Origin of the sequence: Micromonospora sp. NPDC006431 (genome assembly GCF_042870725.1) — a bacterium.
In the GTDB taxonomy this organism is placed as follows: domain Bacteria; phylum Actinomycetota; class Actinomycetes; order Mycobacteriales; family Micromonosporaceae; genus Micromonospora.
Genome location: NZ_JBIAHQ010000016.1, coordinates 150,121 through 171,007, shown reverse-complemented (window position 1 = coordinate 171,007; position 20,887 = coordinate 150,121). Strand labels below are relative to the sequence as shown.

Annotated in this window: 21 protein-coding genes; 7 read left to right on the top strand and 14 right to left on the bottom strand. The window is 74.0% G+C overall.

Going from position 1 to position 20,887, the window contains the following annotated elements; translation table 11 throughout:
* The first annotated feature begins 549 nt into the window (after positions 1-549).
* Complete coding sequence (locus ACFYM6_RS25185; RefSeq protein ID WP_387279269.1) at positions 550-1,056, top strand: SigE family RNA polymerase sigma factor; 507 nt, start codon at positions 550-552, stop codon at positions 1,054-1,056.
* On the top strand, positions 1,053-2,414 hold the full coding sequence (locus ACFYM6_RS25180) for a hypothetical protein (RefSeq protein ID WP_387279267.1): 1,362 nt from the start codon (positions 1,053-1,055) through the stop codon (positions 2,412-2,414). Before ACFYM6_RS25185 ends, ACFYM6_RS25180 begins: the two co-directional genes overlap by 4 nt.
* A 37-nt stretch (positions 2,415-2,451) precedes the next feature.
* On the opposite strand, the gene ACFYM6_RS25175 is transcribed toward ACFYM6_RS25180, so the two are convergent.
* Genes ACFYM6_RS25175 through ACFYM6_RS25145 form a run of 7 tightly spaced genes read right to left on the bottom strand, consistent with a single transcriptional unit; the run spans position 2,452 to position 9,462 of the window.
* Positions 2,452-3,546, bottom strand: a complete 1,095-nt coding sequence (locus ACFYM6_RS25175) for a glycerate kinase (RefSeq protein ID WP_387279265.1) — start codon at positions 3,544-3,546, stop codon at positions 2,452-2,454.
* The gene (locus ACFYM6_RS25170) at positions 3,546-4,385 is read right to left on the bottom strand and encodes a sugar phosphate isomerase/epimerase family protein (RefSeq protein ID WP_387279263.1); all 840 of its coding nucleotides are present in this window, start codon (positions 4,383-4,385) and stop codon (positions 3,546-3,548) included. Before ACFYM6_RS25170 ends, ACFYM6_RS25175 begins: the two co-directional genes overlap by 1 nt.
* The gene (locus tag ACFYM6_RS25165) at positions 4,382-5,545 is read right to left on the bottom strand and encodes a dihydrodipicolinate synthase family protein (RefSeq protein WP_387279261.1); all 1,164 of its coding nucleotides are present in this window, start codon (positions 5,543-5,545) and stop codon (positions 4,382-4,384) included. Before ACFYM6_RS25165 ends, ACFYM6_RS25170 begins: the two co-directional genes overlap by 4 nt.
* Positions 5,542-6,693 (bottom strand): Gfo/Idh/MocA family protein, encoded by a 1,152-nt coding sequence (locus ACFYM6_RS25160; RefSeq protein ID WP_387279259.1) that lies wholly within the window; start codon positions 6,691-6,693, stop codon positions 5,542-5,544. Before ACFYM6_RS25160 ends, ACFYM6_RS25165 begins: the two co-directional genes overlap by 4 nt.
* 25 nt (positions 6,694-6,718) lie before the next feature.
* The gene (locus ACFYM6_RS25155) at positions 6,719-7,540 is read right to left on the bottom strand and encodes an ABC transporter ATP-binding protein (protein ID WP_387279257.1); all 822 of its coding nucleotides are present in this window, start codon (positions 7,538-7,540) and stop codon (positions 6,719-6,721) included.
* A gap of 7 nt (positions 7,541-7,547) precedes the next feature.
* Positions 7,548-8,567, bottom strand: coding sequence for an ABC transporter substrate-binding protein (locus ACFYM6_RS25150; RefSeq protein ID WP_387279256.1), 1,020 nt, complete (start codon positions 8,565-8,567; stop codon positions 7,548-7,550).
* A 16-nt stretch (positions 8,568-8,583) separates the two neighbouring features.
* The gene (locus tag ACFYM6_RS25145) at positions 8,584-9,462 is read right to left on the bottom strand and encodes an ABC transporter permease (RefSeq protein WP_387279254.1); all 879 of its coding nucleotides are present in this window, start codon (positions 9,460-9,462) and stop codon (positions 8,584-8,586) included.
* 194 nt (positions 9,463-9,656) lie between these two features.
* Here ACFYM6_RS25145 and ACFYM6_RS25140 point away from each other — a divergent pair, with 194 nt between their 5' ends.
* Both ACFYM6_RS25140 and ACFYM6_RS25135 read left to right on the top strand, forming a co-directional pair.
* Positions 9,657-10,685, top strand: coding sequence for a LacI family DNA-binding transcriptional regulator (locus ACFYM6_RS25140; protein WP_387279252.1), 1,029 nt, complete (start codon positions 9,657-9,659; stop codon positions 10,683-10,685).
* A 25-nt stretch (positions 10,686-10,710) separates the two neighbouring features.
* The gene (locus ACFYM6_RS25135; RefSeq protein ID WP_387279249.1) at positions 10,711-11,877 is read left to right on the top strand and encodes a mandelate racemase/muconate lactonizing enzyme family protein; all 1,167 of its coding nucleotides are present in this window, start codon (positions 10,711-10,713) and stop codon (positions 11,875-11,877) included.
* Positions 11,878-11,895: 18 nt separating this feature from the next.
* Here the strand turns inward: ACFYM6_RS25135 and ACFYM6_RS25130 are convergent, their stop codons facing one another.
* Together ACFYM6_RS25130 and ACFYM6_RS25125 are read right to left on the bottom strand one after the other, a co-directional pair.
* Entirely contained in the window at positions 11,896-13,359 is a 1,464-nt protein-coding gene (locus ACFYM6_RS25130) for a hypothetical protein (RefSeq protein WP_387279247.1), read from the bottom strand.
* A gap of 118 nt (positions 13,360-13,477) precedes the next feature.
* Positions 13,478-14,068, bottom strand: a complete 591-nt coding sequence (locus tag ACFYM6_RS25125) for an ankyrin repeat domain-containing protein (RefSeq protein WP_387279245.1) — start codon at positions 14,066-14,068, stop codon at positions 13,478-13,480.
* A gap of 61 nt (positions 14,069-14,129) precedes the next feature.
* Between ACFYM6_RS25125 and ACFYM6_RS25120 the strand changes: the two genes are divergently transcribed.
* On the top strand, positions 14,130-15,398 hold the full coding sequence (locus tag ACFYM6_RS25120) for a von Willebrand factor type A domain-containing protein (RefSeq protein WP_387279244.1): 1,269 nt from the start codon (positions 14,130-14,132) through the stop codon (positions 15,396-15,398).
* A gap of 31 nt (positions 15,399-15,429) precedes the next feature.
* Here the strand turns inward: ACFYM6_RS25120 and ACFYM6_RS25115 are convergent, their stop codons facing one another.
* From ACFYM6_RS25115 to ACFYM6_RS25100, 4 genes are all read right to left on the bottom strand, one after another.
* Positions 15,430-15,846: a hypothetical protein gene (locus tag ACFYM6_RS25115; protein WP_387279242.1), complete on the bottom strand. Its 417-nt coding sequence runs from the start codon at positions 15,844-15,846 to the stop codon at positions 15,430-15,432.
* Positions 15,846-16,136 carry a hypothetical protein gene (locus tag ACFYM6_RS25110; RefSeq protein ID WP_387279240.1) on the bottom strand — a complete coding sequence of 97 codons (291 nt, stop codon included), beginning with the start codon at positions 16,134-16,136 and terminating at the stop codon, positions 15,846-15,848. The genes ACFYM6_RS25115 and ACFYM6_RS25110 overlap by 1 nt, the downstream gene beginning before the upstream one ends.
* Before the next feature lie 63 nt (positions 16,137-16,199).
* A complete protein-coding gene (locus tag ACFYM6_RS25105) occupies positions 16,200-17,015 on the bottom strand; it encodes a TIGR04222 domain-containing membrane protein (protein WP_387279238.1) in 816 nt (271 codons plus the stop codon).
* A gap of 31 nt (positions 17,016-17,046) precedes the next feature.
* Entirely contained in the window at positions 17,047-18,591 is a 1,545-nt protein-coding gene (locus ACFYM6_RS25100; RefSeq protein WP_387279236.1) for a glycosyltransferase family 39 protein, read from the bottom strand.
* A gap of 126 nt (positions 18,592-18,717) precedes the next feature.
* On the opposite strand from ACFYM6_RS25100, the gene ACFYM6_RS25095 reads away from it, so the two are divergent.
* Together ACFYM6_RS25095 and ACFYM6_RS25090 are read left to right on the top strand one after the other, a co-directional pair.
* Positions 18,718-19,203 carry a GNAT family N-acetyltransferase gene (locus ACFYM6_RS25095; RefSeq protein ID WP_387279234.1) on the top strand — a complete coding sequence of 162 codons (486 nt, stop codon included), beginning with the start codon at positions 18,718-18,720 and terminating at the stop codon, positions 19,201-19,203.
* Positions 19,204-19,223: 20 nt separating this feature from the next.
* Positions 19,224-19,619: a cupin domain-containing protein gene (locus tag ACFYM6_RS25090; RefSeq protein ID WP_387279232.1), complete on the top strand. Its 396-nt coding sequence runs from the start codon at positions 19,224-19,226 to the stop codon at positions 19,617-19,619.
* Between the two features lie 9 nt (positions 19,620-19,628).
* Here the strand turns inward: ACFYM6_RS25090 and ACFYM6_RS25085 are convergent, their stop codons facing one another.
* Positions 19,629-20,864: an MFS transporter gene (locus tag ACFYM6_RS25085; RefSeq protein WP_387279231.1), complete on the bottom strand. Its 1,236-nt coding sequence runs from the start codon at positions 20,862-20,864 to the stop codon at positions 19,629-19,631.
* Positions 20,865-20,887 lie beyond the last annotated feature (23 nt).

The following is a 20,887-nucleotide window of genomic DNA, read 5'->3' as shown; positions in this document are numbered from 1 at the left end:
GGCCCCCCCCCCCCCCACAAACCCCCCCCCCCCCCCGGCCGCCCGCCCCCCCCCCCCCGCCGCCCCCCCCCCCCCCCCCCCGGGGGGGGGGGGGGCGCCCCCCCCCCCCCCCCCCACCGCGTCTCAGGGTTGGTGCCGACGTCCTTGAGCGCAGCGACGTCGAAGTTCGGCGGCAGCGGCACGTCGGCGAGCACATTGGCCGCCTGGGCTTCCACGCGGGCCGGCGTGACGATCTCCGACGGAAGCGCAGCCAGCCAGGTGCGCACGTCGACGCGCACCACAGCGGTGAGGACCTGGGTCGAATCGTCCCGGGTCCAGTGGCCTCCGGTACGGAGCTCGACGAAGACACCGGGCGCAGCAGAGGCGCGAAGTTGGCCGCGTCGACGAGTCGGAAGTGGTCCTCGTGCTCGGTCCCGGAGCTCACCTTCACCCCATGTCCGGTCGGGCGGCAATCGTGACAGGCACCGAGTCATCCTGGACCGAACCTCGTCCAGCGGCGCCACAACCGAAACGGGTCCCGGGCCACTCTTAGTGTGGTGGGAGGCCGGGTTGCGGAGTGAACGAGAGTACGTCGAGTACGTCCAGGCACGCATGCTGTGGCTGCGCCGGCTGGCGTACCGGCTGTGCGGGCAGTGGTCGGCCGCCGACGACCTGGTGCAGGAGTGCCTCGTCGCGCTGTACCGGCACTGGCGGAAGGCGACGGCGGCGGACTCGCTCGACGCCTACGTCCGGGCGATGCTCGTCCACGCGTACCTGGCCGAGCGGGAGCGGTCCTGGACCCGCCGGGTCCGGCCGGTGGCCGACGTGATCGCCCCGTCGACGGCGCCGCTGGCCGGTGCCGACCACCGCGTCGACCTGCTGGCCGCGCTCACCAAGCTGTCCCGCGGGCAGCGCGCGGTGCTGGTCCTGCGGTACTGGGAGGACCTGGACGTCGCGCAGACCGCCGCCGTGCTGGGCTGCTCGGCCGGGACCGTCAAGAGCCAGACCTCGTACGCCATCGCGGCGCTGCGCCGCCTGCTGCCGAACTACGTGCCGGGAGGGTCGGACACGCCATGAGAGACCTGTTCACCACCCTGCCGGACGATCCGCCGCCGCTGCCGCCCGGCTACCTGGACACCGTGCTCGCCCGGGGCCGCCGCTCGGTCCGCCGCCAGCGGATCGGCGTCGCCGCTGCCTGGGCGGTCGTCGTGCTCCTCCTGGCCGTCCTGGTGGTGCCCGGCGTCCCGCTTCCCGTCCAGCCGGCAGCCCCGTCGACGAAGCCGAGCCTGCCGGACCGCTTCGCCGGGTACTCCATGCTGACCAGCACCGTCGCGTCGGCTCCGCCCGGCCGCGCGATCGCCCTTTACGGCTACGGCAACGGCGAGGCGTTCAACATGTTCCAGTCGTTGGTCGTCGGGGCCGACGGGGACACCTACCGGCGGGTCGACGCCATGGAGGAGCGGGACCGCCCGTCGGCGCTGCTCGCCCCGGACGGCACCCGAGTGCTGCTCGGCGACGACCGCGGCGCGACCGCCGACCTGATCCTCGTCGATCTGACCACCGGCAAGCGCCGGTCGATCCCGCTCGGCGACCCGGTCGGCGTGCGGCTGCTGGCCTGGTCCCCCGACGGCCGTCACGTCGCGTACAGCGCCGCACCCGTCATCCGCACGGACGAGTTCGGCACCGTCAACGTCGTCGAGGCCCAGGTGGCCCGCACCGGCACGCTGCGGCTGCTCGACCTGTCGACCGGACGCAGCACCGAGCTGCCGGCGATCAAGCCGGCGTGGACGGCGGCGTTCGCGCCGGACAGCCGCCGGCTCGCCGTGCAGGTCGGCCAGACGGCCCACCTCGTCGACGTCGACGGCCGCGAGTACGCCAGCGTCCCGATCCCGCGTGGACGCGAGCTGGCCGCCGACGTCGGCTGGTCGCCGGACGGCACGTTCCTCGCCACCGTGCCGTGGCTCACGGACGGGCCGTTCAACGGCACCTCCGGCGGCGACACCAGCCACGGCACCTTCCTCTGGAAGACCGGTGAGGTCGAGTTCGTGCCCGTCTCCGGTGGCGGCACGGCACCCGCGCCGGTCCCGGACGTGGTGCAACTGCTCGGTTGGCGCTCGGCGGACAGCATGGTCGTCGCGACCCTCAACGCCGCGGGCCATGTGGCGCTGGTCGAGGTGCACCTCGACGCCGGCACCCGCCGGACCCTGTCCCGCTTCGACACCGGCAGCACCTGTGAACTCGGCACCCAGGGATGTCAGGTCTTCGACCTGCACCTGGCCACCGGACTGCTGACCGACCTGACGGTGCGGCGCGCCGGTCGCCCGCACCGCGGCCCCTGGCCGATGGTCCTGAACGCCGTCGTAGGCGTCGTCGTCCTCGGCGCCGCGTTCCTGCTGTGGCGCCGGAGACGAAACCGACGGGCCCGATTGGAATAGCCGCGCCACCGCCCGGCACATCTCCCGGGTCTCGACGTCAGAGTGCGCCGAGCCGGTCGGCCAGCACGCCACCGGCCTTGAACAGCCAGCGCGTCGGGTCACCCAGGGCCCCGTCGACTGAGCCGGCGAGCTCCACCAGGGACACCGCCGCCGACACCGATCCGGGAACCGGCCCATTGACCTGCCCCGCGGCCACCCCCACGGGTACGGCGGCGGACGTGGCCGCCGCCAGCAGCGAGCCGACCACCTTGCCGGTCAGCGAGGTCTCGTCGAACCGTCCCTCACCGGTGAGCACCACGTCCGCGCCGGCGAGCGCGTCCGTCAGCCCGACCAGTTCCCCGATCGTCGTCGCGCCCGGCACGATCCCGGCCCCCCACAGCGCCGCGAGGCCGTACGCGGTGCCGCCCGCCGCCCCCGCTCCCGGCTCGTCGGGGTGGCCGCCGGCCTGCTCGGCGAGCCGGCGCAGCGCCGCGTCCAGCAGCGTCACGTCGGCCGGTTCCGCACCTTTCTGCGGCCCGTACACGGCGGCGGCGCCGGCCGGGCCGGTCAGCGGCGCGGTCACGTCCACCAGCAACTGCACCCCGCCGGACGGCGCGGGCAGCAGTTCGGTGGTGTCGACGTGGTCCAGGTCGGCCAGGGCGGCGCCGCCGAGCGGCAGGTCCCGGCCCTGGGCGTCGCGCAGCCGCAGCCCCAGGGCGCGCAACGCGCCGGTGCCGCCGTCGGTGGACGCGGATCCGCCGAGTCCGATGACGAGGCGGGTGGCCCCGGCGTCGAGGGCGGCCCGGGCGACCGCGCCGAGCCCGTACGTGTGTGCGTGGAGCGGGTCCGGGGCGGCCATCAGCGGCAGCCCGCTGGACTGGGCGAGTTCCAGCACGGCCGCCCCGTCGGGCAGCAGCAGCCACGCGGCGGTCGCCGCCCGGCCGTCCGGCCCGGGCACGGTCACCGTGCGGCGTTCGGCGTCGGGCAGCGCGGCGGCGAAGGCGTCCACGGTGCCTTCGCCGCCGTCGGCCAGGGGCAGCAGCCGTGTCTCGTCACCGGGCCGGCGGGCGAGCCAGCCACTGGCGAGGGCCCGGGCGGCGGCGTCGGCGCCCAGGCTGCCCTTGAACGAGTCGGGTGCGACGACGACGCGCATCAGTCGGCCAGCACGAGCCGCAGGTAGCGGTCCTTCATGGTCGCGAGGACCTCGTCCGGGTCGGTCGCCCACACCTCGGCGTTGAAGATCTCCACCTCGGTGTCGCCAGCGTAGCCGGCCTGCTCGACCGCCCGCCGGAACGGCGGGAAGTCGATGTGGCCGTCGCCCATCATGCCCCGGCCGAGCAGCACGTCGGCCGGAAGCGGGGTGAGGAAGTCGCAGACCTGGAAACTGGCGATGCGCGCGCCGGCCCGGGCGATCTGCCGCCACACGTCCGGGTCCCACCAGATGTGGAAGGTGTCGACCACGACGCCGACCTGCTCGACCGGGAACGGTTCGGCGAGGTCGAGCGCCTGCCCGAGGGTGGACAGGACGGCCCGGTCGGCGCAGTACATCGGGTGCAGCGGCTCCAGCGCCAGCCGGACGCCGCGTTCGCCCGCGTACGGGGCCAGCTCGGCGAGCGCGTCGGCCACCCGCTGCCGGGCGCCGCGCAGGTCGCGGGAGCCGGGCGGCAGGCCGCCGACCACCATGACCAGGCAGTCGGTGCCCAGGCCGGCGGCCTCGTCGATGGCGCGCCGGTTGTCCGCCAGCGCGGCGCGGCCGGCGTCGCCGTCGGCGGTGAGGAAGCCACCGCGGCACAGCGACGACACCCGCAGCCCGGCGTCGGCGACGAGTTTCGCGGCGGCGGCCACGCCGATCTCGGCCACCGGCTCGCGCCACAGGCCGATGGCCGGGATGCCGGCTCGGACGCAGCCCTCGACGGCCTCGCGGACCGACCACGACTCGGTGGTGCGCTGGTTGAGCGACAGCCGCGCCAGGCGCGGGTCGACGGCGCTCACGCACTCACCCCGGCGACCGACAGGTACCGGCGCATCCGCTCGACCGCCAGGTCCGGGTCGAGCAGCAGGCCGGCGGTGTCGGCGAGGCGGAACGCCTGCACCAGGTGCGGCACGCTGCGCCCGCTGTGCAGCCCGCCGACCATGGTGAAGCCGGGCTGGAAGCCGTTGAGCCAGGACAGGAACGCGATGCCGGTCTTGTAGTACTGGGTGGGCGGGGCGAAGACGTGCCGGGACAGCGGTACGGTCGGGTCGAGGATCTCCCGGAAGCCCGCGGTGTCGCCGGTGTCGAGGCGCTGCAGCGCCGCCGACGCGGCGGGGGCGATGGCCGCGAACGCGCCGAGCAGGGCGTGGCTGAACTGCCGGCCGTCGCCGGCGATCAGCTCGGGGTAGTGGTAGTCGTCGCCGGTGTAGACCCGGACGGTCGGCGGCAGCAGTTCCCGTAGCCGGACCTCCCGTTCGGCGTCGAGCAGCGACACCTTCACCCCGTCGATGACGTCGGCGTGGGCCTGCACCAGCGACACGAACGTCTTGGTCGCCTCGTCGAGGTCGGTCGAGCCCCAGTAGCCGGCGAGGGCGGGGTCGAACATGTCGCCGAGCCAGTGCAGCACGACCGGCGCCGTCGTGTCGGACAGCACCTGGTCGTAGACGCGCAGGTAGTCGTCGGGGCCGGTGGCCAGCGCGGCCAACTGCCGGCTGGCCATCAACACCGCGGTCGCGCCGCACTCCTGGACGAAGGCGACCTGCTCGGCGTACGCGGTGACGACGTCGTCGAGGGTGTCGGGCAAGCCGGTCAGTTGGTCGGTGGCCGCGCCGGCGACGATGCGTCCGCCGCAGGCGGCGGCCTCGGCGGCGCTGCGCCGGATCAGTTCCTGGGTGGCGGCCCAGTCCAGCCCCATGCCGCGCTGGGCGGTGTCCATCGCCTCGGCGACGCCGAGCCCCCAGGACCACAGGTTGCGCCGCACGCCCAGGGTGGCGTCCCAGTCCAGCCGGGCGGGCTGGCCGGGGGCGTTGTCGGCGTACGGGTCGGCGACCACGTGCGCCGCGGCGTACGCGATCCGGCTGGCCGGCGGGCCGGCCGGCCGCTGCCAGCCGGCCGGCTCGCGCAGGGTGAGGGCCTTGGTGCCGCCGCCGGGGATGGGCAGGGTGATCCGGGCGGTCACAGGGTGATCTCCTCGATCTCCACCCGGCGGCCCTCGCGCGCCGACAGCAGGCCGGCCTCGGCGAGCTGCACGCCGCGGGCGCCGGCCAGGAAGTCCCACGGGAACGGCTCGTCGTCGCAGACGTGGCGCAGGAACGCCTCCCACTGGACCTTGAACCCGTTGTCGAAGTCCTCGTTGTCGGGGACGGTCTGCCACTGGCCGCGGAAGTTCTCGGTGACCGGCAGGTCCGGGTTCCACACCGGCATGGGGGTGGCGCCGCGGTGCTGGATGCGGCACTCGCGCAGCCCGGCCACGGCGCTGCCGTGGGTGCCGTCGACCTGGAACTCGACCAGCTCGTCGCGGTAGACCCGCACGGCCCAGGAGGAGTTGATCTGGGCGGTGATGCCGCCGGCCAGCTCGAAGATGCCGTACGCGGCGTCGTCGGCGGTGGCCCGGTAGGTCTGGCCGGTCTCGTCGACCCGCTCGGGGATGTGGGTGGCGATGTGCGCGGTCACCGCGGTGACCGGGGCGAAGATCTGCTCCAGCACGTAGTGCCAGTGCGGGAACATGTCGACGACGATGCCGCCGCCGTCCTCGGCCCGGTAGTTCCAGCTCGGCCGCTGGGCGTCCTGCCAGTCGCCCTCGAACACCCAGTAGCCGAACTCGCCGCGTACCGACAGGATCCGGCCGAAGAACCCGCCGTCGACGAGCCGCTTGAGCTTGCGCAGGCCGGGCAGGAACAGCTTGTCCTGCACGACGCCGTTCTTGATGCCCTTGGCGGCGGCGAGCCGGGCCAGTTCCAGGGAACCGGTCAGCCCCTCGGCGAGCGGCTTCTCGGTGTAGACGTGCTTGCCCGCGTCGATCGCCGCCCGGATGGCCTTCTCCCGCTGGGCGGTGACCTGCGCGTCGAAGTAGATCTGGTGGGAGTCGTCGGCGAGCGCGGCGTCCAGGTCCGTCGTGTACGACGTCAGCCCGTGCCGGGCGGCGATCTCGGCGAGCTTGGCCTCGTTGCGGCCCACCAGGGTCAGCTCCGGCCAGATGCGGCTGCCGTCGCGGGCCGGCAGTCCGCCCTGCTCGCGGATGGCGAGCAGGGACCGGACGAGATGTTGGCGGTAGCCCATCCGTCCGGTCACGCCGTTGAGGATGATCCCGATAGACGTGCGCTCCACTGTGTTTCCTTCCCAGGTCCGGTGGTTATTCGGCGGTCGTCGTCGCACCCAGGAGGTCCCGGATGCGTCCCGTGGCGCGCGCGAACTCCGGCTCCGACATCGTCTGGCCGTAGTCGCGCTCGACGGGGAGGTCGACGTCGATGACCTCGGCGACGGTGCCGGGTCGAGGGGTCATGACGATCACCCGGTTGGCCAGGTAGACCGCCTCGGCGATGGAGTGGGTGACGAGCAGGACGGTGGTGCCGGTCTCCCGCCAGATGCGCCGCAGCTCGACGTTCATCTGCTCGCGGGTGAGGGCGTCCAGCGCCCCGAAGGGCTCGTCCATGAGCAGGACCGGGGGGCGGTGCAGCAGCGCGCGGCACAGGGCCACCCGCTGCTGCATCCCGCCGGACAGTTCGTTCGGGTACGCGTCCTCGAAGCCGGTCAGGCCGGTCATCGCGATCAGCTCGTCGACGCGCTGGCGTACCTGCGCCTTGGGCAGGCGCCGCATCTCGGCCTGGAGCAGGATGTTCTTCCGGGCCGTACGCCACTCCAGCAGGGCGGCGCGCTGGAAGACGTACCCGATGTCGCGCCGCGGCCCCCGCACGTCCTCGCCGTGCAGGCGGACCTCACCGGACGAGGGCCGCAGCAGGCCGGACACCAGCTTCAGCAGCGTCGACTTGCCGCAGCCGGAGGCGCCGACGATCGAGACGAACTCGCCGGGCTCGATCCGCAGCGAGACGTCGCGCAGCGCGGTGACGTCCTTCTTCTTGGTACGGAAGCGGACCGCGACCTGGTCGATCTCGACCGCGGCGCCGGTCGCCGTGGCGTCAGCGGGCCGCTTCGTGGTGGTGTTGCCGACCGTCATCTCGGGTTCATCCCTTCGGCGCGAAGCTCGCGTCCCAGTAGGTCGCCGGGGAATCGGCCTTGTTGATCACGCCGGCGTCGGCGAACACCTTGATCGTCTTCGTCCAGTCGGCTTCGTCGTTGATGCCGGGCGCCTGACCCTTGGTGGCGTCGGTGTGCAGCAGCTGCAGGGTGGCGTTGAACTGGTCGGTGAGCACCTTCTCCGACGGCAGCTGCTGGGAGGCGCCGGCCATCGCCGTGACGGCGCCGGCCGCGTCCTTCTCGGCGGCGGCCCAGGCCTCGCTGCTGGCCGCGACCATCCGCTTGACGAGGTCCTGCTTGTTCTTGATGGTGTCGGTGGAGGCGATCAGGCCGTTGCTGTAGAAGGTCAGGCCGTGCTCGGCGAACTTGAGGTAGGAGACCGGCTTGCCGGCCTTCTCCTGCATGGTCGGGCCCTGGTCGGTGGCGAAGCCGAGCAGCGCGTCGGTCTTGCCCGACATGACGGCGGCCATCTTGCCGGCCGGGTCGGTGTTCTGCAGGGTCACGTCGGAGGCGGCCAGGCCGTTGGCCTTGAGGAAGGCCGGGAAGGTCTTGCTCAGCGCGTCGCCGGCGGTGGAGGCGATGGTCTTGCCCTTGAGGTCGGCGGGGGAGCTGATGTTCTTGTCGCTGAAGAACTGCACCGACGACGGGGTGGTCTGCAGGAAGACGCCGACGCTCTTGACGTCCATCCCCTGGCCCACTGCGGAGAGCAGGGCGGGGGTGTCGGCCCAGCCGAAGTCGGTCTGCCCGGCGGCGGTGGCCTGGACGGTCTTCTGTGAGCCCTGGCCGGCCTGGATGGTCAGGTCGATGCCGTGCTTGGCGAAGATGCCCTGCTTCTGACCGTAGTAGAACGGGGCGTGCTCGCCGTACGGGTACCAGTTGAGGGTCAGGGTGACCTTGTCGTGGCCCTGGGCGGTCTTGGCCTGCTCGTCGGAGGACGAGCCGCAGCCGGCGGTGGCGGCCAGTATGAGGGCCGGCACGAGCGCGGCGGCGAGGGTGCGCAACTTCATGGGACGGGTCTCCTATTCAGAGCGACGTCGTAGCGGCGTCGGTACGGCGGCTGGCGTGCCATGGAAGGACGAAGTACTCGAGCAGTTCCACGACCACGAACAGGACCACGCCGAGCAGCGACATGATGAGCAGCCCGGCGAACAGCATCGGGGTGTCGAGGTTGCCGTTGGCCTGCAGGATCACGTAGCCGAGGCCCTCGTTGGCGCCAACGAACTCGCCCACCACGGCGCCGGTGACGGCCATCGTGGCGGCGACCTTGAGGCCGGAGAACAGGTGCGGCAGGGCGGCCGGGAAGCGGATCTTCCGGAAGGTCTGGCCGGGGCCTGCGCCCATGGTCGCCGACAGTTGCAGCATCTCCGGGTCGATCGACTTGAGGCCGGTGACCGTGGAGATGACGATCGGGAAGAAGGCCATCAGGACCGCGACGACGACCTTCGGGGTGAGCCCGAAGCCGAGCCACACGACGAACAGCGGCGCGATCGCGATCTTCGGGATGACCTGGGCGAACAGCAGCAGCGGGTAGAGGCTCTTCTCGACCGTCGGGGAGTACACCATCACGACGGCGGAGAGCACGCCGACCACGATGGCGATGGCGAAGCCGAGGATCGTCTCGTAGGCGGTGATCCAGGTGTGGTGGGCGAAGTAGCCGGTCTGGGCGAGGACGACGTCCAGCGTGGTGCCCGGCGCGGGAACCAGGTACGGCTTGACCAGGTCCGCCGCGGTGACCGCCCACCAGACGACGAAGATGGCCGCGAGGACCGCGGCGGGGCGCCAGGTGCTCCGGACGAACCGGAGCAGGCCGCCGCCGGCCCGACCCCGGCGGCGTGCGGCCCGCGCGGGGGTGCGGGCGGGAGCGGTCGGCTCCCGTTGCTCGATGGTGCTCTGCGCGGCCATGACCCTCCGTTCTCCCTGGCTGTCCGGCGGTTCCGGGTACTCAGCCGCTGGGTAGGCGCGTGCCGTCGGTAGGGCCGAGGACGTCCGGAAACTCCAGGTCTCGGCCCTGAATGCGCTTTCAGTAAGCGCTTTCAGGGTGCTACGGTAACCACGCCGAAATAATCCGGTCAAGAACTTCCGCAGGGGGAAAGTCCATGCAGCCACGGACGCACGTGACCCTGGAAGACGTGGCCAGAGCCGCCGACGTCTCGCTGGCCACGGCCTCCCGGGCACTCAACGGCATGCGGGTGACCCCGCAACTGCGGGACCGGGTGCTGGCGGCGGCGGAGCAGTTGGCGTACACGCCGAACGCGCACGCCCGCGCCCTGGCCGGCGCCTCCCACCGCACGGTCGGCGTGATCTGCCACGACGTCAGCGACCCCTACTTCGCCGCGGTCGCCGGCGGCGTCATGCGCATCGCCGGCAACAACGACCTGCTGGTGATGCTGGCCAGCACGTTCCGGGACCCGGAACGGGAGATCGCGTACGTGTCGATGCTGCGCGCCGAGCGGGCGCCGGCCATCCTGCTCATCGGTTCCGGGTTCGAGGACCCGCGCTGGGAGCGGGCCCTGGACGCCGAGCTCAAGCCCTACCTGGAGGGTGGCGGGCGGGTCGCCGTGGTCAGCCGGCACCGCAGCCTGAAGGTCGACAGTGTGCTGCCGGAGAACCGGGCCGGTGCGTCCGCCATGGCCCGCGCCCTGCTCGACCTGGGGCACCGCCGGTTCGCGGTGCTCGCCGGGCCGCCGGCGCTGACCACGGTCGCCGACCGGCTGGGCGGCTTCCGCGACGAGCTGAAGAAGGCCGGCGTGTCGCTGGACCCGGCCGACATCGTGGAAGGCCCGTTCACCCGCGACGGCGGGTACGGCGCCATGACCGAACTGCTGGCCCGCGGGTCGACCGCCACCTGCGTGTTCGCGCTGACCGACGTGATGGCCATCGGCGCCTGCGCGGCGCTGCGCGACCACGGCCTGTCCGTGCCGGACGACGTCTCCGTCGCCGGCTTCGACGACATCCCGATCGTCCGCGACCTCACCCCGCCCCTGACCACCGTCGCGCTGCCGTTGCAGCAGCTCGGGGAGAAGGCGATGGAGGTGGCGCTGACCGAGAACACCGGGCGGCGCCGGCGGATCCTGCGGATGGGCGGCGAGGTGGTCGTGCGGGCCAGCACCGCCAAGCTGACCTGATCCCACCCGTACGAAAGGCCCACCCGTGACCCCTCTTGCCACTGCCCTGGCCGGACTGACCATCGACTCGGTCGAGACGTACGCCGTCGCGCTGCCCACCGTGCGCTCGTTCGGAGTGTCCGGCGGGTCGGTCGCCGTCGCCGGCACGCCCAGCATCCGCGTCCTGGTCAAGGTCAGCGCCGACGGTGTCGCCGGCTGGGGCGAGGCGACCCCGATCCCGGCCTGGACGTACGAGACCGCCGAATCCATCGTCACCACCATCGACCGGTACCTCGCCCCGGCGGTGCTCGGCCGCCCGGCCTGGGACCTCGACGGGGTGACCGCCGCGTTCGACCGGGCCGTCAACCGGGGCTTCACCATCGGCGCGCCGCTGGCCAAGTGCGCCGTCGACGTCGCGCTGCACGACCTGCTCGGCCGGGCGCTCGGCGTGTCGGTCGGGGTGCTGTGGGGGCAGCGCCGCCGGGAGACCATCGAGCTGGGCTGGATCGTCTCCGGGCAGACCGCCGGCGAGGTGGCCGACGCGGTGGCGGAGGGACACGCCCTCGGCTACCGGGCGTTCAAGGTGAAGGTCGGCCTGCACCGCGAGGCCGAGGACGCCGCGGTGGTGCGGGCGGTCCGCGAGGCCGCGCCCGAGGCCGCGCTGTGGGTGGACGCCAATCAGGCGTACACCGTGGACGCGGCGTTGCGGATGGCCCGCCGGCTGGCCGACCTCGACGTCACCGCGTTCGAGCAGCCGCTGCCGGCCAACGACGTCGCCGGGCTGCGCCGGCTGCGGGAGGCCTCGCCGCTGCCGGTGGCGCTCGACGAGAGCCTGCGCCACCCCAGCGACCTGGCCACCTTCGTGAAGCTCGACGCGGTGGACGTGGCCATCGCCAAGGTGCAGCGCAGCGGCGGGTTGACGCTGTCGCGGCGGCTGTGCGCCCTGGCCGAGGACTCCGGCGTGCGGCTGATGGGCTCCGGGCTCACCGACTCCGACCTGGGTCTGGCCGCCTCGGTGCACCTGTTCGCGGCGTACGGCATCGACACGCCGGTGGACCTCAACGGGCGGCAGTTCCTGGAGTCGTCGTACGCCACCGGGACGACCGTGCAGGTGCGCGACGGTGTCGCCCAGGTGCCGACCGGGCCGGGGCTCGGCGTGGACGTCGACGAGTCGGTGGTGAAGGAACTCGCCGTCGACGTCCTGGCCAGGTAGCCGCCGGCCAGCCCCGGCTCAGCCGCGGGCGGCGCCGAGGCCCAGCAGGACGGCCAGCCCGAGGGCGCTGCGCGGGGCGTACGGCACCCGCCAGAGCCCGCCGTGCGCCGCCCCGTACGCCTCGTCCCGCCACGGGTGGTCCTGCGCCGGGCCGCCGCCGGTGCGCAGATCGTGCACGAGCAGCGCGGCCATCAGGGTGTTGCTGGTGGCCGGGTCGAACACCTCGATGCCGAACCGGTGCGCGCCCGCGTACGCGGCGGCGAGCGCCCGGTTGCGCAGCACCGAGCGGGTACGCGTCGGCGGCGCCACCGTGAACGACACCGTCGCTCCGGCGTCGCGTGCCACCGCCGCCCGCCACCGTTGCAGCCGCTTCGCGAGGGCGTAGTTCGGGCCCTGCTGCGGCACGAGGCTGTCGTTGATGCCCGGGTCGGCGCCGGGCGGGTAGTTGCGGTGCAGCAGCCGCCCGCCGGAGAGCAGCCGCAGCGACCGGCGGGCCAGGCCGCGGGCCGCGTACCCCCGCTCGGCGTACGCGACCGCGTCGGCGGGGACGGCGTACACGTCGGTGGGGGTGGCGAGGAAGGCCAGCGCCAGGTCGTCGCGGCGCTGCTGCAGGTGCCGGGTGAGCGAGTCGACGGCCATGGCGACCCGCACGTTGGTGGCGCCGTCGGCGTAGACGTAGTTGCCGAGCACGAGCCGGCCGTCCACGCCGAGCAGCCACTGCGCGGCCTGCGGCAGCCGGTGCAGCAGGTCCGCGCCGGCGCCCGCGGCGAGGGCCTCGTCGTCGTCGCCGGTGCCGGGGCGCACCGGCAGGTGCAGCCGGCCGCCGTACCGGTGGGCGGTGCGCAGCAGCCGCCGCCAGATGTCCGGCCGCGGCAGGTCGACCGCCACGACGTCGCCGCCCCAACGCAGCACCGACGGCAGGGGGCCCATCTCGGCGCCGGCGCCGAGCACCACGATCCGCTGGTCGCGCAGGTCGAGCCAGTCCGGGTTGGCGATGACCGCGCGGACCGCCTCGGCGCAGGACGGCTCGATCACGCCGGCGGCGACCCAGGCGTCGAGCCGGTGGTGCAGCCGATCGCCGCGCAGCCGTTGCCCGCGGTACGGCAGCGACAGTTCCCGCTCGGGCTCGCCGGTGCCGGTGACGGTGGCGGTGTCCAGCGGCGGCTGCCCGGCACCGGTGGCGAACACCTCGTCCAGCGGCAGCTCCGCGCCGCCCTCCGCGACGACCCGCATCCGGGCGTGCAGGGCGGCCAGGCCGTCGCGGGCGATGGTTACCGCGGCGTCGCGGGAGAGCAGGCCGGCCTCGACGAGCCGCCGGAAATGGACCAGATAGCCGTGCCGCCAGTTCGTCTCGTGTTCGGCCGAACGCGCGCCGACCGGGTCGACCGCGCGCAGCGCGTCGGCGACGACCGCTCGGCCGAGCGCCGTCGTGCTGCGGGTGCCGTCGGTCAGGGGGAACACCACCCCGGTCGGGCCCTCCACCGGCCACCGCCTTTCTGGCTCCGGCCGTACGCCGGCCGCCGGTGTCACTGTGCCCCATGCGCCGCCGGCCCGCAGCGGGCGGTCGTCGTGGTGGCGGCCGTCCGCGCCCGCGCGGTGCTCAGCGTGACAGGACGGCGACGATCTGGTCGTACCCGCGGTCGCGGGCGTGCCGCAGCGCGTCGACGCCGTCCTTGTCGGGCAGGTGGACGTCCGCGCCGGCGGCCACGAGGATCTCCGCGATCTGCTGGTAGGGCTTCGTCCCGTCGCCGAGGAGGACGCATTCCAGCAGGGCGGTCCACCCGAGGTTGTTGACGTGGTTGACGTTGATGCCGGTACCGACGACGCGGCGGACGTAGTCGACGTGGCCACGCTCGCTCGCCGGGATGATCGAGATGCCGCCGTAGCGGTTCACGATCGTGAGGTCCGGCCCCGCGGGCAGCAGAACCTCGAGCATCGGCACGCTGCCGGTCACGCCCGTCACCAGCCACGGGGTGTCGTGCTGGTCGTCGAGCGCGTTCGGGTCCGCGCCCGCGTCAACGAGCACCCGGGCGGCTTCGACGTGGTCGTTCGCGGCGGCCAGCAGCAGCGGCGTACGCTGCCGCGCGTCGCGGGCCTCGCGGTCCGCGCCGGCCGCCAGCGCGGCGCGTACGCCGGCCGCGTCGTCGGCGCTCGCCGCGGCGAGCAGAGCCTTGTCGGCGGGGGTGGTCATGGGGTCCTCCCAGGGGCGGGTCGGGCCGGGCCGCGGGCAACCGCCGGCGGCCACGGTGAGGGTGAGCAGGGCCCGCCGGCTCATCATGGACGGGCAGCTGCCCGAGCGGACCGCGGTGCGGCCCGAGGAGTTCGTGAACTCGTTCCGGCAGGACTACCCCGAGCCGGCCGGCGACGGCTTCGCCGTACACGTCGACGGCGCGCGGCTGCCGGAGTCCCACGAGGCGGGCGGGGAGGTCCGGTTGATGCGGGTCGGCCTGCAGACCCGCGCGGAGGACGCGGAGAGCCGTCCCGACGCCGCCCTCACCTTCGTCGTCGACGTCTCCGGATCGATGCGCGAGCCCGGGCGCCTCGATCTGGTGAAGGACGCGCTGCATACCCTTGTGGACCAGTTGCGCCGTACCGACTCGATCGCCGTCGTGGCGTTCAGCGACGAGGCCCGGGTAGTGCGGGAGATGACCCGGCTGTCCGACGCCGACGAACTGCACGACGCCATCGGTTCGCTGCGTACCCAGGACAGCACGAACCTCGAAGCCGGCCTGGTGCTCGGCTACCGGGTGGCCCGTGAGGGATTCCGACCCGGCGCGACGAACCGGGTGATCGTGCTCTCCGACGGGCTCGCCAACGTCGGCCGGACCGAGGCGGAGCCGATCCTGCGCCGGGTACGTGACGAGGCCGAGAAGGAGATCGCCCTGCTCGGCGTGGGGGTCGGCAGCGAGTACGGCGACGAGTTGATGGAGCAACTCGCCGACAAGGGCGACGGCTTCGTGGTGTACGCCAGCGAGCGCGACCAGGCCCGGAAGGTGTTCGTCCGGCAGTTGCCGGCGACGTTGAGCGTCCGGGCGCTCGACGCCAAGGTGCAGGTCAGCTTCGAACCGGCCGCCGTGCGGTCCTACCGGCTCATCGGGTACGACAACCGGGCGATCAGCGACGAGGACTTCCGCGACGACCGCGTCGACGGCGGCGAGGTCGGTCCCGGGCACAGCGTCACGGCGCTCTACGCCGTCCGGCTGGCCGACGGGCCGCCCCCGTCGGCCCGGGTCGCCCGTGTGCAGGTGCGCTGGACCGACCCGACGAACCGGGCGCCCGCCGAGGCGTACGAGTCGGTGACCGTCAGCGACCTGAGGCGGGCGTTCGGCGAGGCGTCGCCACAGCTGCGGACCTGCTACGCGGCGGCCTATTTCGCGCAGTCGCTGCAGGGCGGCCCGTACGGCCGGGAGGTGCGCCTGGGCGACCTGGCGACGATCGCGGAGCGGGCGGCCGCCGCCAGCGAGGACGCGGAGGTGGAGGAGTTGGCGCGGGTGATCCGGCTCGCCGGGAAAATCCGCTGATCCCCACACCGCATCCCCGTGCCCGCCAAGGTCAGGCGTCGTCCACGGGGATGTGATGGACCAGTTCGGGAGCGATCACCGCGGGAACCAGGTGCGGCTCGCAGGTCAGGAAGTACGCGTCGTGCCGCAGTGCCGCCCACACGGCGTGGGCACGGGCCAGGTCGCCCTTGGTCAGGCGCACCGTGGTGGCGGCCTGGGCCGCATCGGGAGCGGACAGCGGCAGCACCGCCACGCCCGGCAGGGTGGCCAGCACGCCGAGCCGGGCGGCCGCCGGTCGTTCGCTGGTCTGCGCGTACGCCTCGAGCAGCGCGACGGTGGGCAGGCCCACGTAGGCACCCTCGTCGGCGATGTCGACCAGCAGCTCACCGACGTGCACGTGGCCGCGGGAGTAGGACAGTATGGCGGAGGCGTCCAGGATCGCCCGGATCTCGATGTCGTCGGTGGGCATCAGGCAGCAGCCGCGGAGTCGGCCTCGGGCCAGGTGCCGTCCCGGAGCATGTCGCGGCGTCGCGCGTTCTCCGCCCGCTGCTCGGGGGTGAGGGGAGGCAGTTTTCCGTGTACCCGGGCCACGCCGTCGTCCGTCACGTCGATGCCGACGGCACGCAGCATCGCGGCCGTCGCAGCGGCCCGGTCCATACGGGCGCGCAGCGCGTCGGCGACCGCCGCCGAGGCGTTCTCCTCCCGCTCCAGGTAGGCCGCTACGTCGTCCGGCAGGCTGACCGTCACCCGCTTCGTCATACTCAGATCATACTGCCGTGCAGGCGAGCCGGAAGGCGCCACGCGCGTCCTGTCGCGGCCGGGTCAGCGCGCGGTCTTCGCGTACTCCCGCGGCCGGGTGCGCTCGGCGTCGACCCCGACCAGCTCGGCGAAGCGCGGGTCGACGGCGAGCAGCGGGCGCGGCCCGAACACCGCCATCGCGGTCAGCAGCTCGTCGGTGCCCCGCTCGCTCCACGCGGGCCGCCGCTCCGGTGCCAGCTCCGCGTACATGCGGCGCTGCCGGCGCAGCAGCCGCCGCGCGGCCGCACCGGTCTCCGGCACCTCGCACAGCCACCAGCCGCCGAGCACGGTGGCCAGGCAGCACAGCAGCAGCCCCACCACGGAGGCCGGGCCGCCGGCCATGCGCCCCTCGACCGCGCTGTCCACCAGCCGGGTCACCCCGACCGCGGCGACCGCGAACAGCGGCAGGGTGCCCAGCGCCAGGCGCCGCCGCTGGACCGGGGTGAGCAGCCAGCCGTCGCGGACCAGCCGGCCCACCAGCCGACGCAGCGCACGGCCCACGCCCGGATCGGCGAGCACGGCGGCCCAGGTCTGCGGCCGGCGCAGCGCGGCGTGCAGGGCGCGCACCAGCGGGGCGGACCCGGGCGGCGGTGGCCCGCCCACCGACAGGGTGGCCAGCTCACCGAGCTGCACCACCCCGGCCCGACGCAGCGCGGCCACACCCACCTGGCAGGCCAGTCCGGCCCGATCCGTGAGGTACGCCAGCTCGACGGTCGACAGCGGCTCGCCCCGGGTCCGCCATCCGACCAGCGCCCGCACGGACAGGGCTATCGCGAGGGCCCCGGCCACCCCCGCGACGTAGTCGAGGAGGAAGATCGGACCACTGACGCCCCAGAGCATGCCGACAAGTATTCACGGTGCCCGAGCATGCTCAGCCGGCGTGGCGTACCTCGGTGTCCCAGAGCTGCGACCACGGTCGCCGCAGCCCACGGCAGACGTAGACGGGCAGGCCGTTCTCGTCGTTGTCGACGTCGACCCGCTGGTCGATCCGGCCGGCCTCGGTGACCTCGGTGAACCAGCCCCGCAGCTGGTCGGGGCGGGCCCAGCCGACCGCGATCACCACATCGGCGTCCTCCGGCGGGCGGCCGAATCCGGCCATGCTGTTGTGCCCGGAGTACGCCCGCGGCAGGCCCCGTTGCGGCCCGTAGCGGGCCACCGCGCCCGCCTCGCCGTAGTTGCCGGTGAGGATCACCGCGCGGGTCCGCTGCTCCGGCGGCAGGCCGCGGTGCACGGCGGCGAGCGAGTCGGCGAACGCCGGCCAGCCGATGGTCTCGCCGGCGTCGTAGTTGACGTCGACCACGAAGCCGGGCAGCCGGTCGGCCGGCAGGGTGGGCAGCAGCAGGACGGCGCTGCCGGCAACCGCCACGGCCGCGCCGGCGGCGAGCAGCGCCCGCCGGGCGAGCACCACGCCCCGGCCGGCCCACTCGGCGGTGACGACCGCGCCGGCGGCGGTGACCACCAACAGCAGCGGCGCGTCGTAGTAGCCCTTGCCGCCGGCGAGCAGCACGATCGCGAACACCACCAGCCAGGCCCAGCCGATCGCCCGGTACGCCCGCCAGGCCGGCCGGCGCAGCAGCGCCACCAGCCCGGCGACCCAGATCGGCACCGCGTACGGGCTGATGATGACCAGTTGCAGCTGCAACGCGTCCAGCCGGCCGCTGTACGAGCTGTCGCCACCGGCGATCGAGGACGCCACGGACAGCTGGGGGAAGCCGTGCGCGGCCTGCCAGAGCAGGTAGGGAGCGGCGAGCACGGCGACGATGCCGGCGGCGGCGTACACCCACCGGTCGCGCAGCAGCCGGCGTGGCCCGCCGATCGCCACCCCGGCCAGCAGGCCCACGGCAAGCAGGGCGGGCAGCAGCTTGTTCAGCATGCCGACGCCGAGCGCCAGGCCGACGCCGAGGGCCCAGCGGGTGCCGCCGGTGCGCAGCATCCGCGCCGCGCACCAGGCGGCGACGAGCCAGACCAGCAGGTCGACGGTGGTGGTGCTGAGCAGATGCCCGGGGGCGAGCACGATGCCCGCCACCGCGGCGAGGAACGCGGCGAACAGTTGCGCGCCCCGGCCGCCGCCGAACTCCCGGGCGATCGCCGCGACCACCACGACCGCCGCCCCGGCGATCAGCGCCGACGGTGTACGCAGCACCACCAGGTTGCCGGGCGCGAGGGTGTCCAGCAGCCGGGCCAGGGCCGGCACCAGCGGACCCTGGTCGACGTACCCCCAGTCGAGGTGCCGGCCGCAGAGCAGGAAGTACAACTCGTCGCGGTGGTAGCCGTACCGGCCGGCGAGCAGCAGCAGCACGGCACTGACCGCACCGCCGACCAGCCACGGCCCGACGGTGCGGGGACCGGCCGGCGGTGGTGCGGCCACCTCGGGCGGCGCCTCGCTACGGTCCAGGTCGGTGGCGGGTTCGACCATGTGCCCATGATGGTGCAGGCTGCCGACGCGTGCGGCCCCGTCCACTGGCCGGCGGATCACAGTTCGAGCACGGGCGCCAGAAAACCGAGTCGCTGCGCGGCGGGCGGGCTCACTAGCGTGCCCGGCATGCTGATCCGGGAGTTCACCGAGGTCGACTGGGCGCAGGTCTGGCCCATCGTCGAGGACGTCATCACCGCCGGGGAGACCTTCACGTACGACCCTGCGTGGCCCGCGGAGGTCGCCTACGACGTGTGGGTGGAGCGGCCGCCCGGTCACACGGTGGTCGCCGAGGCGGACGGCACGGTGCTGGGCACCGCGAAGATGGGCACCAACCGGCCCGGCCCCGGCGCGCACGTGGCCACCGCCAGTTTCATGGTGGCCGCGCACGCCCGGGGCCGCGGCGTCGGCCGGGCCCTGACCGAGTACGCCCTGGCCTGGGCCCGCCGCCGGGGCTACGCCGCGATGCAGTTCAACGCCGTGGTGGAGAGCAACGTGCCGGCCGTTGAGCTGTACCGGCGGCTCGGCTTCACGGTGATCGGCACGGTGCCCGAGGCGTTCGCGCATCCGAGCCTGGGCCGGGTCGGGTTGCACGTGATGCACCGTCCCCTGTGATCGTGGGCGACGATGGGTGGATGAGAGCTGAACCGATCGAGCTGGCAGCCGCCCTGGGGCGCTTCGACCAGCTGTGGAGTCCGCGCATCGTGACCACCGTCAACGACTACGACATCCGGATCGCGAAGGTGGCCGGCGAGCACGTCTGGCATTCCCACGAGCACACCGACGAGTTCTTCCTGGTGCTCGACGGGGAGTTGCGGATCGCCCTGCGAGACGGCCGGGACGGCGCCGAGCGGGAGGTGGTGCTGCCGCGCGGCGCGGTGTTCGTGGTGCCGCGTGGGGTGGAGCACCGGCCGTCCGCGCCGGACGGCGCGTCGATCCTCATGTTCGAGCCGTCCGGGACGTCCAGCGTGGGGGACCGGCACGACGAGGTGCCCGACCACGTGGACGCGACCACCGGGCACCGGCTCTGACCGGTCCGGTCAGCGCCCCGCCGGCACCTGCGCCACGGGCGCGGGCGGGGCGTCGACCGGCCAGCGCATCCGGCGTACGCCGGGGACGGCGGCGGTGCCGGCGCAGGCGAGCAGCACCAGCACGCCGGCCACGGCGAGGGGCGTCGACGGGCCCCAGGCGCGGGCGGCGAGCGGGGCGAGGGCGTACCCGACCGGCATGGCGCCCAGCGACATCAGCCAGTCGTACGAGGTGACCCGGGCCAGTACGTCGGGCCGGAACTGGCCCTGCACCACGGTCTCCCAGACCGGGTTGAGGAAGCCGAGCGCGACCAGCGCGAGGCAGTACGCGGCGATGCTCACCGGGGCGGGCGCGGCGACGGCGAGCAGGAGCAGCGGCGCCGCGTACGTGGCCAGGGCCAGGTTGCCGAGCAGCACCGGCCGGGCGGGGCGTACCCGGGCGGCGAGCAGTGACCCGAGCAGCAGGCCGACCGCGCCGCCCTGCTGCAGCAGCACCCAGATCCCCTCCCCGCCGAGGCGGTCCACGGCGACCACCGGGCCGACGGTGAGCAGCACCGCCGCGGCGCCGTTCCACACGCCGTGCGCGAGCAGGCTGCTCCAGTACCAGTCGCGGGAGCGGACCTCCCGCCAGCCGAGCACCAGGTCGGCGCGGAGCGACCGGTGTGGGACGGCGACGTGCCGGACCTGGATGACCGACAGCAGGGCGGCGCTGACCGCGAACGAGGCGGCGTCCAGCACGAACGCCCAGCCCGGGCCGGCGGTCCAGACCAGCAGGCCGGCCAGGGCGGGGCCGGCGAGCCGGCTGGCGTTGGCGGTGACGCCCATCAGCGCGTTGGCCCGCTGCCGCCCTTCGGCGTCGACGGTGCCGGCGACGAGTGGGGACGCGGTGGGCATGGCGAAGGCCGAGGCCGCGCCGCCGACGGCGGAGGCGACCGCGATGTGGAGCAGCGCGGGGGCGTCGCCGAGCAGTTCGACACCGACGACCAGTTGGGCGGCGCAGCGCACCAGGTCGGTTACGAGGGCCACCCGGCGGGCGTCGAACCGGTCGGCGACCACGCCGCCGAGGGGGAGCAGCAGCAGTCGCGGCACCATGGCGCAGCCCAGCACCACCGCGAGGGCGCTGGTCGAGCCGGTGGCGCGGAGCACGGCCAGGGCGAGGGCGGTGGGGACGACGGCGTCGCCGAGGGCGGAGGCGGTACGGCCGAGGAAGAGCAGGCGGAAGGCGCGGAGCCGGAGGGGGTGTGTCACCCCCGTAGGATACTTCGACGTCG

Excerpts from the sequence above, each read along its gene's own strand:
- ACFYM6_RS25180 (WP_387279267.1), top strand. The coding sequence starts at position 1,053 with ATGAGAGACCTGTTCACCACCCTGCCGGACGATCCGCCGCCGCTGCCG.
- ACFYM6_RS25105 (WP_387279238.1), bottom strand. The coding sequence starts at position 17,015 with ATGCTCTGGGGCGTCAGTGGTCCGATCTTCCTCCTCGACTACGTCGCG.
- ACFYM6_RS25145 (WP_387279254.1), bottom strand. The coding sequence starts at position 9,462 with ATGGCCGCGCAGAGCACCATCGAGCAACGGGAGCCGACCGCTCCCGCC.
- ACFYM6_RS25140 (WP_387279252.1), top strand. The coding sequence starts at position 9,657 with ATGCAGCCACGGACGCACGTGACCCTGGAAGACGTGGCCAGAGCCGCC.
- ACFYM6_RS25155 (WP_387279257.1), bottom strand. The coding sequence starts at position 7,540 with ATGACGGTCGGCAACACCACCACGAAGCGGCCCGCTGACGCCACGGCG.
- ACFYM6_RS25110 (WP_387279240.1), bottom strand. The coding sequence starts at position 16,136 with ATGACGAAGCGGGTGACGGTCAGCCTGCCGGACGACGTAGCGGCCTAC.
- ACFYM6_RS25100 (WP_387279236.1), bottom strand. The coding sequence starts at position 18,591 with ATGGTCGAACCCGCCACCGACCTGGACCGTAGCGAGGCGCCGCCCGAG.
- ACFYM6_RS25090 (WP_387279232.1), top strand. The coding sequence starts at position 19,224 with ATGAGAGCTGAACCGATCGAGCTGGCAGCCGCCCTGGGGCGCTTCGAC.
- ACFYM6_RS25125 (WP_387279245.1), bottom strand. The coding sequence starts at position 14,068 with ATGACCACCCCCGCCGACAAGGCTCTGCTCGCCGCGGCGAGCGCCGAC.
- ACFYM6_RS25095 (WP_387279234.1), top strand. The coding sequence starts at position 18,718 with ATGCTGATCCGGGAGTTCACCGAGGTCGACTGGGCGCAGGTCTGGCCC.
- ACFYM6_RS25175 (WP_387279265.1), bottom strand. The coding sequence starts at position 3,546 with ATGCGCGTCGTCGTCGCACCCGACTCGTTCAAGGGCAGCCTGGGCGCC.
- ACFYM6_RS25115 (WP_387279242.1), bottom strand. The coding sequence starts at position 15,846 with ATGCCCACCGACGACATCGAGATCCGGGCGATCCTGGACGCCTCCGCC.
- ACFYM6_RS25150 (WP_387279256.1), bottom strand. The coding sequence starts at position 8,567 with ATGAAGTTGCGCACCCTCGCCGCCGCGCTCGTGCCGGCCCTCATACTG.